General features: G+C 47.6%; 8 protein-coding genes and 2 pseudogenes. 7 read left to right on the top strand and 3 right to left on the bottom strand.

Annotated features, from left to right (window positions below; all coding sequences use genetic code 11):
* The first annotated feature begins 64 nt into the window (after positions 1–64).
* Both M2374_RS13835 and M2374_RS13830 read left to right on the top strand, forming a co-directional pair.
* On the top strand, positions 65–1516 hold the full coding sequence (locus M2374_RS13835) for a tagaturonate reductase (protein WP_137400113.1): 1452 nt from the start codon (positions 65–67) through the stop codon (positions 1514–1516).
* A 214-nt stretch (positions 1517–1730) separates the two neighbouring features.
* Positions 1731–2645 carry a bestrophin family protein gene (locus M2374_RS13830; protein WP_181689099.1) on the top strand — a complete coding sequence of 305 codons (915 nt, stop codon included), beginning with the start codon at positions 1731–1733 and terminating at the stop codon, positions 2643–2645.
* Between the two features lie 5 nt (positions 2646–2650).
* On the opposite strand, the gene M2374_RS13825 is transcribed toward M2374_RS13830, so the two are convergent.
* Positions 2651–3034, bottom strand: a complete 384-nt coding sequence (locus M2374_RS13825; protein WP_115258515.1) for a GFA family protein — start codon at positions 3032–3034, stop codon at positions 2651–2653.
* A gap of 327 nt (positions 3035–3361) precedes the next feature.
* On the opposite strand from M2374_RS13825, the pseudogene M2374_RS13820 reads away from it, so the two are divergent.
* Both M2374_RS13820 and M2374_RS13810 read left to right on the top strand, forming a co-directional pair.
* Positions 3362–6120 (top strand): annotated as a pseudogene (locus M2374_RS13820) (autotransporter outer membrane beta-barrel domain-containing protein).
* Between the two features lie 369 nt (positions 6121–6489).
* Positions 6490–6996, top strand: coding sequence for a CaiF/GrlA family transcriptional regulator (locus M2374_RS13810; protein WP_117343112.1), 507 nt, complete (start codon positions 6490–6492; stop codon positions 6994–6996).
* Between the two features lie 104 nt (positions 6997–7100).
* Here the strand turns inward: M2374_RS13810 and tam are convergent, their stop codons facing one another.
* Entirely contained in the window at positions 7101–7859 is a 759-nt protein-coding gene (gene tam, locus M2374_RS13805; RefSeq protein WP_117343113.1) for a trans-aconitate 2-methyltransferase, read from the bottom strand.
* A gap of 157 nt (positions 7860–8016) precedes the next feature.
* Here tam and M2374_RS13800 point away from each other — a divergent pair, with 157 nt between their 5' ends.
* From M2374_RS13800 to M2374_RS13790, 3 genes and pseudogenes are all read left to right on the top strand, one after another.
* The gene (locus M2374_RS13800) at positions 8017–8571 is read left to right on the top strand and encodes a GNAT family N-acetyltransferase (RefSeq protein WP_137400117.1); all 555 of its coding nucleotides are present in this window, start codon (positions 8017–8019) and stop codon (positions 8569–8571) included.
* A 347-nt stretch (positions 8572–8918) separates the two neighbouring features.
* Complete coding sequence (locus M2374_RS13795) at positions 8919–9782, top strand: integrase (RefSeq protein ID WP_259155157.1); 864 nt, start codon at positions 8919–8921, stop codon at positions 9780–9782.
* Positions 9701–10105, top strand: a pseudogene (locus M2374_RS13790) (site-specific integrase); the annotation flags it as partial. The gene M2374_RS13795 and the pseudogene M2374_RS13790, both read left to right, overlap by 82 nt.
* A 44-nt stretch (positions 10106–10149) precedes the next feature.
* Here M2374_RS13790 and M2374_RS13785 read toward each other — a convergent pair.
* Positions 10150–16200 (bottom strand): ATP-binding protein, encoded by a 6051-nt coding sequence (locus tag M2374_RS13785; protein WP_259155155.1) that lies wholly within the window; start codon positions 16198–16200, stop codon positions 10150–10152.
* Between the last annotated feature and the right edge of the window lie 62 nt (positions 16201–16262).

Below are 16262 nucleotides of genomic sequence, written 5' to 3'. Positions count from 1 at the left end.
AAGTTTGCTAACCTATTGGACCAATTCAATCAGGTTGTATGACTAATCAAAAAGGGAACCCATTGTGCAAACACTAAATCGTCGCGATTTTCCCGGTGCTCACTATCCTGAACGCATCATTCAGTTTGGTGAAGGAAACTTCCTGCGCGCCTTTGTTGACTGGCAAGTTGATTTACTGAATGAACATACCGATCTGAATTCTGGTGTGGTCATTGTTCGTCCTATCGAAAGTACATTTCCGCCATCACTGAGCACGCAGGATGGTCTCTATACCACCATCATTCGTGGTCTGAATGAAAAGGGCGAAGCCGTCAGCGACGCGCGTTTAATTCGCTCGGTTAACCGTGAAATCAGCGTCTATAGCGAATACGATGAGTTCCTGAAACTGGCGCATAACCCTGATATGCGTTTTGTTTTCTCCAATACAACGGAAGCCGGGATCAGTTATCACGCGGGCGACAAGTTCGACGATGCGCCTGCGGTAAGCTATCCGGCCAAGTTGACCCGCCTGCTGTTTGAGCGTTACAGCCATTTTGACGGCGCGCTGGATAAAGGCTGGATAATCATTCCTTGCGAACTGATTGATTACAACGGCGATGCGCTGCGTGAACTGGTGCTGCGTTATGCGCAGGAGTGGGCGTTGCCGGACGCGTTCGTGCAGTGGCTGGACGCGGCTAACGCATTTTGTTCTACGCTGGTGGACCGCATCGTTACCGGTTACCCGCGTGACGAAGTGGCCACGCTGGAAGCCGAGCTGGGTTATCACGATGCCTTCCTCGATACTGCAGAGCACTTCTACCTGTTTGTGATTCAGGGGCCGAAGTCATTAGCGACTGAACTGCGTCTGGACAAATATCCGCTGAATGTACTGATTGTTGATGATATTAAGCCGTACAAAGAGCGTAAAGTTGCCATCCTTAACGGTGCGCACACCGCGCTGGTACCGGTAGCCTACCAGGCAGGGCTAGACACGGTGGGTGAGGCGATGAATGACGCAGAGATTTGCGCTTTTGTCGAAAAAGCCATTTACGAAGAGATCATTCCGGTGCTCGATTTACCACGTGATGAGCTGGCATCATTCGCCAGCGCGGTGACCGGACGTTTCTGCAACCCGTACATCAAGCATCAGCTGTTGTCGATTGCCCTGAACGGAATGACTAAATTCCGCACGCGTATTTTGCCGCAGTTGCTGGCAGGGCAGCAGGCCAATGGTCAATTGCCGGCGCGTCTGACGTTTGCGCTGGCGGCGTTGATTGCTTTCTATCGCGGCGAGCGTAACGGTGAGTCTTATCCTGTTCAGGATGATGCCCACTGGATTGAGCGCTTCCAGCTGCTATGGAGTCAGCACCACGATCGTCAAATAAGCACGCAAGCGTTGGTCCACTCGGTACTGGCGGTCAACGAGCATTGGGAGCAGGATCTGACGCAGGTTCCCGGTCTGGTTGAACAGGTTTCTGCCGATCTGGACGCCATTCTGTCCAACGGTATGCGCGAAGCCGTGAAGCCACTGTGCTAAAATAGTCACATAATTACCCGGTTTAGGCCGGGTTTTTTATACTTAATTATTAGTTACAACATACAACGTGCTTCTTAAATTCAGTTACCTCTGAAACTATAGCGCCTCATTTGTTCAGACAGGTAAAAAGGCGGGATTTAGTGCGGTGAGGTGCTTGCAACATTGATCGCGATCACGTTTAATGGCGCGGCTTTCACATTTTCCGAAGATAACTATGATTGTTCGACCTCAACAACACTGGCTGCGTCTGATATTCGTCTGGCATGGTTCAGTTTTATCGAAGATTTTCTCGCGCCTGCTGCTGAATTTTCTGCTTTCCATTGCCGTTATCATCATGCTGCCATGGTATACGATGCTGGGTATCAAATTTACCCTGGCGCCATTCAGCATCCTGGGCGTCGCTATTGCTATCTTTTTAGGCTTTCGCAACAATGCCTGTTACTCGCGCTACGTTGAGGCTCGACACCTGTGGGGACAATTAATGATTGCCTCCCGTTCGCTACTGCGTGAGGTAAAAAACACATTACCGGACGACGTCGAGCTGGGGCAGTTTGTACGTCTGCAAATCGCCTTTGCCCACTGTTTACGCATGACCTTGCGTCGTAACCCGCAGGCGGAACCGTTAGCGAAATATCTCAGTGCCTCAGATTTGCAAACTGTCTTTGCCTGCCAATCACCGGCCAACCGTATTCTGCTGTTGATGGGGGAGTGGTTAGCCGTACGCAGGCGTAATGGCGATCTATCTGACATATTATTTCACAGTTTAAACAATAGATTAAATGATATGTCGGCGGTACTTGCAGGTTGTGAGCGGATTGCTAATACACCGGTGCCATTTGCCTATACCTTGATCCTGCATCGCACGGTCTATCTGTTTTGTATCATGCTGCCCTTCGCATTGGTGGTCGATCTGCACTATATGACGCCGTTCATTTCCGTGCTGATTTCATATACGTTCATTTCTCTGGACACATTGGCAGAAGAGCTTGAAGACCCGTTCGGCACGGAAAATAACGACTTGCCGCTGGATGCGATTTGTAATGCGATTGAAATTGATTTGCTGCAAATGAACGATGAAACGAATGTACCTGCTAAACATATGCCCGATAAGCACTATCAACTGACATAACCGAATCAATTTTCGCCATGTCCTTTTTGCCACCATACCGGCATCATATCGGAAAAAGAGTGAAACTGTGGCGCCAGATTCTCATCATCGGGATCGTCAAATCCCCCGGCTAACAGGGCAATAATCGGGGCGTCATCGATGGCGCCCACGGAACTACCACACTGTGGGCAAAAGGCTCGGCTGGATATTTCTGATGATCGCCAGGTAGCAGGTTGACCCGCAATGCCCGTCCATTCTACGTTTTCAGCGTTAAATTCAATCCACACTACGGTGGGCGCACCCGTATGTCTGCGGCAAATATCACAGGAGCAGGAATGTGAGTTGTTGGGATTCGTTGCGGTAAAGCGTACCGAACCACACAGGCAACCGCCAGAATAGATTTTAGACACGACGACTCTCTTCAGCGAAACGTTATCTGACACTAGCAGATGACAAGCCTCGCCACTAGAAGCACATCTTAAAAAAGCGATGGCACGCATATGTGATACCCGGTGTAAAGATAAAACAGACCATTAAATGAACGACAACCTGTGATTGTCAATACGAAGGCTTATTTATCTCCGCGGAGCGTAAGGCCATTCACAGAATAGATCATTGTCTCGATAAAACCGTTGAAAGTGTAATCATGGCGTTCGTATAAAAAATCCATGTCGTCAGGGGGATTAACCTGCTGACGCTTTAAAAGGATGTACGCACGATAATCAGGAGGATTATCTATGAAAAACTTTCAGCTAATGCCTGCAAAACGCCCCGGCCGATTAGCGATTATTCCCGGACTGCTGTTAGCGTCAACAGGTCTGCTGGTACCTGTAGACGCCATCGCAGAGGAACGGCTCTGTGAACGTGAATCCGCCGCGTTATGCACGGAAAATAAAAGTAAAACTACAGTGCAAGCCAGCCGCATATTATTGGCGGCCCAACCGTATACACCCGCCAATGCCACCAGTGATGCGATCATTAATAATAACGCCAGTGTTCTGTTATCAAATACTGAAAATACTGACGACGTCTGGAATACTTTTCGTGGCCTGATTGTTGGTAAAGATTCTGCAGGTGCGTTGGTCATTGATGGGCGCCAAATTTCTTCGCTTACAGGCTCAATTGGTCGGGGAAGTGCCGGCATTGTGACCCTGACCAATGGGGCAATCTGGATACTGAGAGGGGGAGATCTCGTTTTAGGGACTAACAGCGGCAGTGGCCGCTTATTGGTGGAGCTTGGCAGCCAAATAAGCGGAATTAATGAACTCCGCATCGGCGAATTTTATGCCGGCGCCTACGGCAGCGTCATGATTGACGGAACGGGATCTACTGTTAAAACGAACTGGGTCGTGGTGGGCGATCAGGACACCGGCAAGCTCGATATTCTTAATGGTGGGCAGGTGGTCGCAACCGAACACATGAATATTGGCTATGTTGGTAAAACAGATCGCAATAACTTGTTTGGTAACGGTGCCGTCAGGGTTGATGGTGAGGATTCGTTACTGGACGTCGCTAAGCCGATTTTGCTAGGGGGATACGGAACCGGCAACAATGATGCACGCGGCGTGCTAACCGTGAGTAATGGTGGCACGGTAAAATCCGGGAAATATTTATGGTTAGGCGTCGGTAAGGGAAGTACAGGCATTGTCAACGTAGGGTCTGAAGAGGGGGACGTCGCGCAGCGCGCTGGCGTCATTAACGTTCCGTGGATCTATCTTGGCGATACTGCCGACAATACCAGCACCGTTCAACTGAATTTTAATCATAACAGTGACGATTTTACACTCGCAGCAGATATAACCGGACGTGGTCAGGTCAATCATAATGGTCCGGGAACGACATTATTGTCGGGAAATAATGCCTACACGGGCACCACGTCGCTACGCAACGGTACGCTGCGGGCTGGCAGCACGGATGCCTTTAGCCGCAACTCAGATTTCACTGTGAATGAGACGGCGACTGTCGATCTGAATGGTTTTAGTCAGACTATCCGCTCGCTGTCGCTCGACGGTATGCTCAGTTTTGGCCAGCCGGGAACGGACGAGGCACTAAAACGTTCCAATAGTATCCTGACCGTTAGCGGTAATTACAGCAGCAACAACGGTCTTCTTATCCTCAATACAACAGAAGATGCCGTGCAACAAAAAGCGGTGGTGAACCAACTTCACGTGATGGGGAATACATCAGGGACCACTCGTGTCGCTTTGCAGGCACTGGGCAGCCAGACGGTCAGTAATCTCAATGGTGCACGGGTAGTGCGGGTGGACGGCGAGTCAGGTGGTGAGTTTGTTGCAGTTGGCCGTTTGACCGCGGGCGCCTATGATTACGCACTACTGCGGGGAAATAATACGGATGACTCCGCACTCATTCCTGATTCGAATCATTGGTATTTGACCAATACGTGGACTCCTTCTGAAGAACCTATACGCGATCCAGAAGAACCGATACGTGATCCAGAAGAACCGGCTATTGATCCCGACACACCGGTGTTACCTGTCCAACAAGAAGAACCCGCATCTCACGATTCGGTTTTACGCCCTGAATTAGGCGCCTACCTTGCGAATAAATCGGCGGGAAATACGCTGTTTACGACACGTTTGCACGATCGCCTGGGCGAAAGTCACTATATTGACCCCATAACGGGTGAGTCAGACGTGACCAGCATGTGGTTACGCAACGTCGGTGGGCATACCCGGTTTCGTGATAGTAGCGGGCAACTGAAGACGCAAAGTAACCGTTATGTTCTGCAAATAGGTGGTGATGTCGCACAATGGAGTTCAGACGAGGTTGAGCGCTGGTATCTGGGCGTCATGTTCGGCTACGCAAACAGCCAAAGTAATACGCGGTCAGACGTCAGCCATTACCGCGCTGACGGTTCGATATCAGGTTACAGCGCCGGATTGTACGCAACCTGGTATGCCAACAATGTGGAGAAAAGCGGGGGATATCTTGACAGCTGGATGCTTTATAACTGGTTTGATAACACCGTTCGCGGTGAACAACTGGCGACAGAGAAATATCGTTCACGGGGGGGGACCGCCTCGCTTGAAGCAGGATATGCCTTTAAGTTGAAGGAGACGGCACGCCTGAGTTACTGGCTACAACCCCAGGTCAGTTGACCTGGATGGACGTATCGTCTGACGATCATCAGGAGGCAAACGGCACCGTGATCCGAGATAAAGGCAAAGGGAATCTGCAAAGCCGGTTGGGGGTTAAAGCGTATTTGCGAGGCTATAACCAACGCGATGAAGGAAAAGATCGGCTTTTTCAGCCATTTATTGAAACTAACTGGCTTCATAATTCCCGAAATTATTCGATATCAATGAATGAAATACAGGGTGACGTTGATGGCGCAAAAAATATCGCTGAACTCAGAGCAGGTGTTGAAGCGAAAGTAAATACGCGTCTGCACCTTTGGGGAAACGTAGGTCAACAAATTGGCGACAGTGGTTACAGTGATTCTCAGGCAATGTTCGGTGTGAAGGTGTTATTCTGACAACACCCCGCATCCTAAATCAGGATGCGGGGTGTTTATTTCGCCACTACCATTCGCACGCGGAAAATGTATTAACCAAAAGTGTTAATTCACAAATCGAATAATAATCTTACGGTGTGAAAATATACCGACAGGCGTGTTACAAGGTTATTTCATCTAACTAAAAGACAGTGGTTAAGATCAATTGATTCCTGCGTACTATCATGTAAAAAAGTAATGGCTCGTCGAATCGCTAATATCTCTTTATTGATCATCTTAAAATCAACACTGCATTAACCCATGAGATATATTTCATTCCCGCTTTTTACAATAAAGCATTTGACGTTGCTTATCCTCTCTTTATGAATAGTGAATAAACAGGTTAATTTTATGATAAATCAGTCAAATAGGGCAGGTGAACAGTCCCAACAAAAACACCATGGTCATTTTCATATTCCAGACGAGATCCGCCATCTTGGTGATATGTCTCTTTACAGGGCGGTAGCCTGGTGGGGTTTTCTGCGTAAAACTGAGTTTACTCGGGATGATGTTAGCCAGGCGTTTCAGATAGATTTGAGACGTTCCAGTGGCATACTTAGCTATATTTGTCATCGACATGGGTATGATGATATCACATTTGAAATGCGTAAAATCCCAGTACAGGGCGGTTGTTGTCAACTTGCCGTACGAATTCTCAAGGTAGCAACGTCCCCGACATCGGTAAGAAAACCAGAAAAAAGCAGCAATACCAGAAAGGACGTGAAAACAAACAATCAACTGGACCAGCTTATGGCCCGTTGGATGTTATCAAGGCCGACTGGTAATAATGCAACACAATTGGAAGCATGGAAAGCGGGGTGCCCAATTTATGATAATATCAAATTCATCGAAGAGTAATTGTTGAATAGTCACTTTTCGAAATAAAATAATACCAACTAAATACTATTTCTATTTACCTACATTAGCCTCTGCAATGAAAGGCCAATGCAAGTATAAGGGGATTAAAAATCGCGTCTGGCAACAATAAACAAGCGTGGGAATGCCAGCAGGATTTTGCCATTTTCCTGCAGCGGATATTGCTCCTGTAGAAGTTCATGGTATCGAGCCAGATACTTTCGTTGCTCACTTTCGCTCAGATCTTGCAACCAAGGACGTAAGCCTGTCGCACTGACCCAGTCGATAATCGACTGATGTGAATCCATAATGTGGTAATAGGTCGTGCGCCAAATATCAACGTCACATCCCGCTTCAGTCAAAATATCATAATAAGCATGCACGCCGGGAAGAGGCGATCGACCGCGATCGGGATAATCCTGCTCATAGGCGACTTCACGCATTAAAATATGTGTCGGCTCCAGCCAGTTATCCGGCATTTGCACAGCAAGTACGCCGTTACGGTGTAACTGCGAGACAAGATATGGGAATAATTCGTAGTGATCGGGTACCCACTGTAATGAAGCATTCGCATAAAGCAGATCAAGAGGTTGCTCCGCCCGGAACTCGCTGATATCTGTTTCAACAAAATGACAGTTCGGTAAGGTTGCACGCGCCTCGTTGAGCATATTTGGCGAAGAGTCCACGCCTGTTATGTTGGCCGAAGGCCATCGTTGATACAGTAATGACGTGCTATTTCCCGGACCGCACCCCAGATCGGCGACTGAACGAACATTTTCTAACGCTACTCTGCTCAATAATTCTGCTGCGGGTCTTGAGCGTTCGCTGCCATATTGCAGATAAAGTGCAGGGTTCCAGTCGGCCATGTAGCTATCTCCTGTGTAAGATGAGATCGTATTCAATCTTCACGTTAAGCGTACGACATTATGGCTGTATTTGCTGAAGCGGGAAGGGCGCAGTAAAGTGTCTAGTGCGTAGAATAACGCTGAGTGATGATGTAAACATAATGGTAAGGAATGCAATATGATTGAAACATCAAGGCTCATTTTAAGGCAGTGGGGAAAAACAGATATGGCAGCATTTGCCGATCTGAATGCAGACCCAGATGTGATGCGCTTTTTTCCGGCACCGATGACGAGACAGGAGAGCGACAGTCTGGCAGAGAGATTCAGGGACGGAATAGAACAACGCGGCTGGGGTTTTTGGGCCGTTGAATCCAAAGAAACGCATGAATTTGTTGGCTGTGTCGGTCTGCACCCGCAGCCTGATAAATTTCCATTTTCTCCCTGTACCGAAATTGGCTGGCGTCTCAGCAAAACGTACTGGCATCAAGGGTTAGCCATGGAGGCCGCTGAAGCCTGTCTGCAATATGCTTTTACGGTTCTGATGCTGGATGAAGTCGTATCGTTTACATCGGTACTCAACAAACCTTCAGAACACTTAATGAAACGGCTTGGTATGAAAAAAGTGGAAGAGTTTCCGCATCCAGCGTTGCCGGCAAATCATCGGCTGTCCCTGCATGTTCTGTATCGAATCCAAAAGATTTCTGTATTGGTTAATTCTGAAGGCCAAGGATGAAAATGAGAGACAGTATTCGAGCAAAGATAGTGAAGGTATGTGAAGCCAAGATAGCGTTCAGAGTCTATCAACAACCAGACCAAGGATGACCATAAAGTGCTGGATTCTGTCTGATCTCACATTGGTGCGCATAATGTATATTATGTTAAATAGCCTATGATGGTAAACAACTTCATATCTCTCCATTGCCTTTCACGAAATCAACAGGTTAACGATTTCTAACATCCCTCCCATTTCTTGCGTTAGGTGTAGAGTACATTTACTTCACGTCCGCATCAACAATGAGGTTATCTATGTACTCGCTCAACCAACTAGTTGCCATCAACCACAAACGGCAATGGATTCTGATGGACACGGAAACCTGCTTACCGTTGTTGTACCCACTCAGATATCACATCGATCATTTGGCTTTTCGTTCATTGTCCACGCAGTCTGCTTCGCTGCAGGCCGTTAAGTTCTTTTACGAATTTTGGTTGCAGAAACACGGCGTCACGTTTTGCTATAGCTTCTATGCTTCTGGCCACAACCCGTGCATTGCTATTGAGGAAATGTCGGCATTTTCTCACTATCTGGAGAATGGTCGCGTAAGCCAATCAAATTTATTGGCATTCACTCCAGTCTCCACTTCCCATAGTTTTACCAACGCAGCGCGATTTCGTGCAGTAGCGCAGTTTATTGCTTTTTTGATTAACACGTATGTATCGCCGGTATATCGGGATGATTCTCCCAAAGCATTATCACTCCAGGCTTCCCGGTTACATACTCGCCTGCGCTTTTGTCGTGACAGTTATCGAGCGTTAACACCGGGAAAGCATTCTAACCATCGTCATATCCATCAGGGGTTTCAGAGTATGAACCGTGAAATGGTGATCAGTCTGTACACGATTATTGCTCCCTGCTCTAGCCAAAAATATAACCCATTAAATCCCTTCCCCACCAGAAACACCCAGTTTCGCAACTTTTTGATTATTCGCCTGTTACTGAATTATGGATTGCGAATAGGTGAATTATTGCTGTTGGAATGCAATTCTATAAAATCAAATATAAAAAAGGATAAGTTTAGTTTGATTGTAACTACAACTGATGAAAATCATGACCCCAGAGGATGTGCACCTTCTCTTAAAAATAATTCATCCCTCGTCCGCATTCCCGCGACTGGGGCATCTATCAGGAAATCGATAATATCCTTGATCCACTCGAAAAAAACATGATCAGTGCAGGACTGTTTGAAATGGCTGCGGCGATTCGGCATGGCGAAAACTACAGTCTCAGTACTTTGCGAAATGCGGCTATTCTGGGACTGACTTATGTCACCGGTGCCCGCCCTGTTCAGCTAGCCAGGCTGGCGACAAAAGATTTGCGCATTGATACCCGAAATCCAGAAACCGGACTGATTCGATACAGCGTACTTCTGCCCTATGCCAAGCAGCGGCGCGTGACGCCCGTGCGTCTGTTTTTGGCAATTCCGCCGGAAATCGGCGCGTTGATCATGCACTATATTGCGCGAGCGCAACTAAAACCTGATGGCAAGCTGGTTGGAGAAGTCAGGTAATCGAACCGTGTTGTGAAATCGTCTCGCTACGGTATCGGGAACTGATTCTGAGCTGTCTTTATCATTTGCGCTTCGCCTTGTCGCAATTGCCGAACAGCCCTGCTTGCGAAATTACGCACGGTGAATTCGCCGAATAGAGTCTTGATTTGTATCAGGCCTGCTTTAGAAAGCGTCAGATAGCAACCTTCCCCCCATATATAATCATCATCAATATCCACTGGCCCGGCGTCTCGCCAGTTCACTAATCTTGCTACGATTGTTGAGTCCTGGTCGGTATAAATATTAGGCATCTCGCTGCATTCATGCCATCCCAGAAGCATCTGGATATTAGGACATAATGTAATGGCATATCCCGGCGAAGACATTGTCCCGATGGAGCTTACTACACGTCTGACTATTGTCGGTGCGAGGTCTTCGTCGAGTGGGATCATTTTACCCAGCCAAACGACAGCGGGCAAACTTTGATACCATGCCATGAATTTGGCATCAGAACTATGAATTTGAGGTGCGCTAATTCGATAGACCTGGTATTCAGCTCGCCGGGTATCATGCATTTTGAATTGTGAAACCTCGGCTATTACGAATTCATCGGCACGATCTCTCCAGGGTTTTACATCCTCTTCAACCAAATTTGTCCACATTTCTTCAGCTTCACTCCACGGGGCATCCTTGACTTTCAGCGGTCGCCTAATGCCAGTTGGTCGGATTTGCATTTCAGGGCGAGGTGCTGGCGGAAGTGCTGCATCCATTTGTTCCAGTAGCGATGGTTTATCCCTTGGTGAGAGCAAGCCTGCCAAGCTCAGCTCTCCAGCGACATGACGAAGTGCCAGTATGCCAATGTAAGCATGGGGCTTAAGATAGGAGATTTGCATTGAGAGTGTGCGTAACTGAGATTCGGTCTTTTTTGTTGCTCCAGGGCCAAAGGCTGCCAGCCCTCCCCATTGCTGGATAAACGTTGCGGCACGCTGGCGTATGTTCATTTCCTCACAATCAGCCAGCTCTGCAAGTCTCCTTGCAACGGGACGAAGCATTTGTGTCCATCCTAAGTCGACTTCAATACGCATCGCCCCACTCACAGGATCTAACAGAGCATGTTCATGATCAGGGTCTCCGTCGAGTGTCAATCGATATGTCAACGGCAACGGATGAAAATCAATCGATATAGGTAGCTGCCAATATTGTGCTAGCAAGCACGCAGCTTCAGCAACAGCTATATCACGATGATTCGTAAGGCCAGAGACTAAATCACCAATTTCAGCAGCAAAGTGGTTCTGTTTTAGCAAAAGCAAAACTTGCAATGCCTGGAGTGGTTCATCAAGGGTGCCGGTCAGGAGTCGTGTTATGGTGTTCTCAAATACGATTTGCCCTCCTGTTGAATGTTCCGCCAGAATTAGTGCAGTTTTCTCTGCATGTTGTCGAGCTTCGGTGATAGGCAATCGTAATGAAAAATGGAGCAATTCCGCGAGTAACTCTTCGTCGGTTATATTTTCATTCTCAAATTCGAAAAGTTCACCAATACGGTGTTCACGAGTGAAAGACATCTGCTCTGCTAAGATAGACCAAACGGCGGGCCAGTCTGGCGACTCACAGATCACAGGAAGAATGTCGGCCATATCTGTTAGCAACGACATGGTGCTTTCTTTCCCCGCCACAATTGAACTGATGAAATCTTCATATGCTTCATGATGAATTGCTGCGCCATCGAGTAGCTTACGCGCGTGGAAGAGACGGAATCGATTTCCTCCTAACCATTGGCTCCATGACATCTCCCGGTCACTACTGGTATCGTAATCATCAACTAATTTTCTGGCTAACGTAGTGTCCCCCGCATTAACTAGCCGCTCTGCAACCAAAAAACGACAACGTGCATCCGACTGCAGGCAATGCCAGCGCTCATACATTTTCACCACCTTGTCTAATGCGGCGGACTTTGCAAGCTCACAAAAACGATAAGGCGCATGATACTCAGGTTCTGAATCATTTGATTCAAATGCCTGTTGAAGTTCGTCAAGGGTTGAAGCCTCGTCGTACTTTTGTGGCGTGTAGGAGCGGCGGGCTTCGGGGGCCTCTGAAGTCCATCGAGTAATGGCATTATCAAGTTGGTTATCGGTATAACCGTGTCTCAATGCCGCCTTGCTCAGGCGATTTAATAGCGTGAGTCGCTCGTGAGCTCGACTATGAACCTGGATTGCCGGTAATAGAATTGATACCAGTTTGGCAATCGATGAAGGCCCCGCTGCATTTGCAGCAACGTCAATATAATTGCCTACATGTGTAGGGTCACGATAATAGGGTTCAATGTAGAATGGAAGGCATAGCCCGCACCAAATTGGTGTACAGAGAAACACCATTTCAGGACGGCGTTCTAGCATACCAATTACCAGTTCATTTACCTGATTTGGCCATGGAATCAGCCCCCAGTTGCTGAGTTTCTGTGCCACGGTATAACCACTGTGCGCATTCATACGCATTGCTTCATTGATTAACACTTCTGTCAAACGATATGCGGCAGATGCTCCCTCGGTTTCCTTCATACCATCAACCTGTCGTATCAACTGACCTATTCGTTGAGCACGGTGTTCTGGGTCTGCCGCATTGGCCAAAATCAATATGTCTTTCCAGACAGAGTATAAAGGGTCCTTACGCGCTGCCAGAGCGTAGCCTAAACAGTGGTCATGTATCGAAGCAAGTAAGTTTAGTGCCCGGTCAACATCACCAATTGCAGCAAAGCTGTTTGCCAGAACTGACAGGGTCTCGAGTTGTTCGCTAGGTGTATTTTCTACCAACTCGTTTACCATATGCTCAAGTCTGGCGGCCGCCCTTTCACGGTCACCGTCAGCCTGATACATTGCCAATGCTATTTCACGCCGGAGTAGTGTATTGCCTTTTAATATTAAAGCAGGCATTACATTATCAATTTCATTTAGTACTGAATTATATTCGACCTTACCACGCAGCGCAGAAATTTTAATTAATGTACAAATCAGTGGTGATGTAGCTGTCAATGCCAATTGAGCCTGATAGGTATCGTTTCCAGAATGGCTATTGAGTTGCATTACATATCTCATCACCATGCGACAGACCATTTGAATATTTCCAGAAGGAATGCATGATGCATTTATTATGGACAGCCCCAACAAGCGTCCCGTTTCTGAAGCATGTGTCTGCAGCGGTCGTAAGATAGCGTGTGTGGAGGTGACTACGTCGGGCAGGGATTTGCCGAGCAAAACGCAAAGTTGCGCATGTTCCATGGCTGCAAGCGTCAGTGCTTTTGTAGATTCTAATTCATTGTCTCCCATCGAAATTGCAGGTGCAAAAAGGTTTTCGAATAATATTGAAGCCAGATCGGTGCAACCCGAGGTGGCATAAAATAATGCAATCGATCTTCGCCCGCCATTAGAAACATCATTAAAATCAGACAATGCCATGGCAGTCTTAAATAATTCCAATGCTAAGATATTATTTCCTCTGTCTCTAGCAGTAAATCCAGCCTGAGTCATCAAAACCGGTATCTCTTGCTCATGAATGCCATACTGATTGCAGGTATCCTGAATATTAACGTCTGCTTGCCAGTTAACAATTGCCTCGACCACTGTCCACTTTAACTGTTCGCGAATAGAGGTAATATTTTCATCTGTTGATACACTTGTGGCGTGTTTTAACCCCTCAACGGTCAAATAGTCTATTGCCTGCTTAATTTGCTCAGAGTCGCGGAAGTGAAAAACTCGTTTTGCCCATTTTTTGAATTCTTGTAGATTATGCGAGTCCCCATAGTGCTCGAATCTGGAGGTATGCAAGTGAGACAATGGCTCAAGGTGCTCAAACAGTTCTTTCGCGCGGTCAAAATCACCCTGTTCCAAAAGCAGGTCAACAACTTCATAGCCCGCATTGGGAAAGTCCTGGACGAAAGAGATCGCCGCATCAATATCGCCAACTTTTAACATCGCGCGCGGAAGTTCATTAGCATACTCCAGTGCTTGAGTTCGTCTGGATATCTCTTCACGGCAAAGTAGCAACCGTGTGGCAATTACACCATCATACGTGGAACGTGCAGCAATCAGAGCCAAGTGGATGTCCGCATCAATCTCTGAACAGGAACGTCCATGTGCAAACTGGTGTCGAAAATATGCTGGCGTTGCGAGCACCAGAAGTTCATCACGCTCTCCTGACCGGGCGAGATAGCGCAGTGTTAGCCAGGACTGTAATGAATGCTCTGGTGCATGACGAGATAGTTCAGCTAATTCACGATAAATATGTTGTGAATAGGTTTCATCTATACTGCCCAGTGTTATCTTTGGTTTGGAGAGCACAAATAGACGGAAGCTGTTATGGAATACAGTCCACCCCTTTGAGGTTTCCTTGAGTAAATGCCGGACGGTCTTTAAGGTACGCTCTATCGCCTGAGCATCTACGATTGTTGCCAGCAATTTCAGCGGCATCGGAGCTTCGATACGGGCAATGAAACCCAGAACATGCATAACATCAGGGTCGTTTGCGATTTCTCTCCAGGCGGATGCGTAAACTGATTCAATATCGCCATTAAATTCCATCCCTCCGGCGAGGATGCATGATGTGTCCTGTTCATCTGCCGATAACAGTGCCTTAATGAGATAATTGGCCGCCAGCGGATGACCGCGGCTAAGTTCATAAAGTTTTACACGCGAAATGGTTGAATCAAGACCCAAAACGTCTGCCATCTTGGCGACCGCCACTCTCTCAAGTGGATGCATTGTTACGAGACGATCCGGATGCCCAGCCTGTTCCTGTACTGCGGGTTTGAGATGCCTGAGTTCCAGTCGCTGGGTACCAAGTATAAATGTCACGCCCAAAGGGATGGCTGCAGGCAGCGGCAATTCGCCTAACAGCGAATGGGCTGGTAGTTCTTCGCGGGGGATATGATCCAGCCCATCAACAATAATGATGGTTCTTACTGTATCACGTTGATAACGCTCGCCAGCTTGTTTGAGCAGTTCACCGAATTGTTCGCGCCTTTCAAATTGGCTGCTGTCTCGAAGGCGAAGCCCAGGCAGCCCGCTGCTGCGTAACTGGGCAGAAATGTCTTCGAAGAAATCATCAGCTTCCCCGCGCCCTACACCTTGCGCAGCTCCCGGTATGAAAGCCAGATAGCGCACGACCCGAGTGTTATATTCGGTAGCCAGGGTTGTCTGTAGCAAGGTCGATTTCCCCGAACCTGGAGGCCCAATCAATGCCACATAGCCCTGGATTGTGTTGCGTATCGTCTGGAGAAGTTGTAGTTCCGTATCGCGGTTGCGTTGGACGTGAGCACCGATGGGAAAGCGATGTACGTGGCGTGTTTTGGTCGGATCTTTCCACCCTAGTTCATTTAATAGTTCTTCACAGGACCATCGGTCCCTATCTCGTTTATCGGAGACCAACTGAGGTAATATTTTTGCTATATCAGACGCCAGTCTCGCTTGTTCTGCACTGAGTTTATGAAATTGTATAAAATCTGCTGCTGAGCCATGAATTATGCGCAACGCATGAAAAAATCTCTCGAAATCATCGCCACCTAGGCAAGAATGTTGAAACAATATTTCGACTAAACCGCCCCAGTTACTGTAGCGCCATTCCTCAAGCGTGCGTTTGGGAAAATGTTCAAACTCATCAAGGAAGGCAGCACTGTGAGCTGGAGCTTCCATTCCGGGGGCGTCGTTTACTGATGGATAGTCGTTGACAACTAAACGAATTTCTACGTGAGACGTTGGGTTAGCACTACAAAGATTTTGCCAGGCGCAAACTAATGGCTTAAGCAGACCATCAGCCCCTACTAAGAGTGTCTGTACTGTAAATGTACCTGGGAAACGGGACGTTTTGAACTGGTGCCCAACGATAAGGCCATTAAATCCAAGTACTAAATCATCAGCGATACCCGCACTGCGGTCCGCCACGCCTATCCACTCCAATTGCCCACGCTCTAATTCAGCATAAATGGCTGCACCGGCTCTTTCATATTGGCCCATATAGCCACGCATTGCCCGGCGCTCGCCCTCTGCTGGGGGCAAGGTTTTTGTTTTCTCAATCTTCATTGATGAATCGGGCTTTTCATTTAAAGTCATTCGCTATGCCGCCTAATGATCTCGATTTGCCAAACCAGACAAACAATTCTGGTGTACTTTTT

It is taken from the genome of Citrobacter sp. JUb117 (genome assembly GCF_024809055.1).
GTDB classification, from domain to species: domain Bacteria; phylum Pseudomonadota; class Gammaproteobacteria; order Enterobacterales; family Enterobacteriaceae; genus Citrobacter; species Citrobacter gillenii.
The sequence above is the reverse complement of the archived record's forward strand: the minus strand, read 5'-3'. Positions and strand labels throughout refer to the sequence as shown.

Coding starts and splice junctions, on each gene's coding strand:
- M2374_RS13800 (WP_137400117.1), top strand. CDS start 8,017: ATGATTGAAACATCAAGGCTCATTTTAAGGCAGTGGGGAAAAACAGAT.
- M2374_RS13810 (WP_117343112.1), top strand. CDS start 6,490: ATGATAAATCAGTCAAATAGGGCAGGTGAACAGTCCCAACAAAAACAC.
- M2374_RS13795 (WP_259155157.1), top strand. CDS start 8,919: ATGGACACGGAAACCTGCTTACCGTTGTTGTACCCACTCAGATATCAC.
- M2374_RS13830 (WP_181689099.1), top strand. CDS start 1,731: ATGATTGTTCGACCTCAACAACACTGGCTGCGTCTGATATTCGTCTGG.
- M2374_RS13785 (WP_259155155.1), bottom strand. CDS start 16,200: ATGACTTTAAATGAAAAGCCCGATTCATCAATGAAGATTGAGAAAACA.
- tam (WP_117343113.1), bottom strand. CDS start 7,859: ATGGCCGACTGGAACCCTGCACTTTATCTGCAATATGGCAGCGAACGC.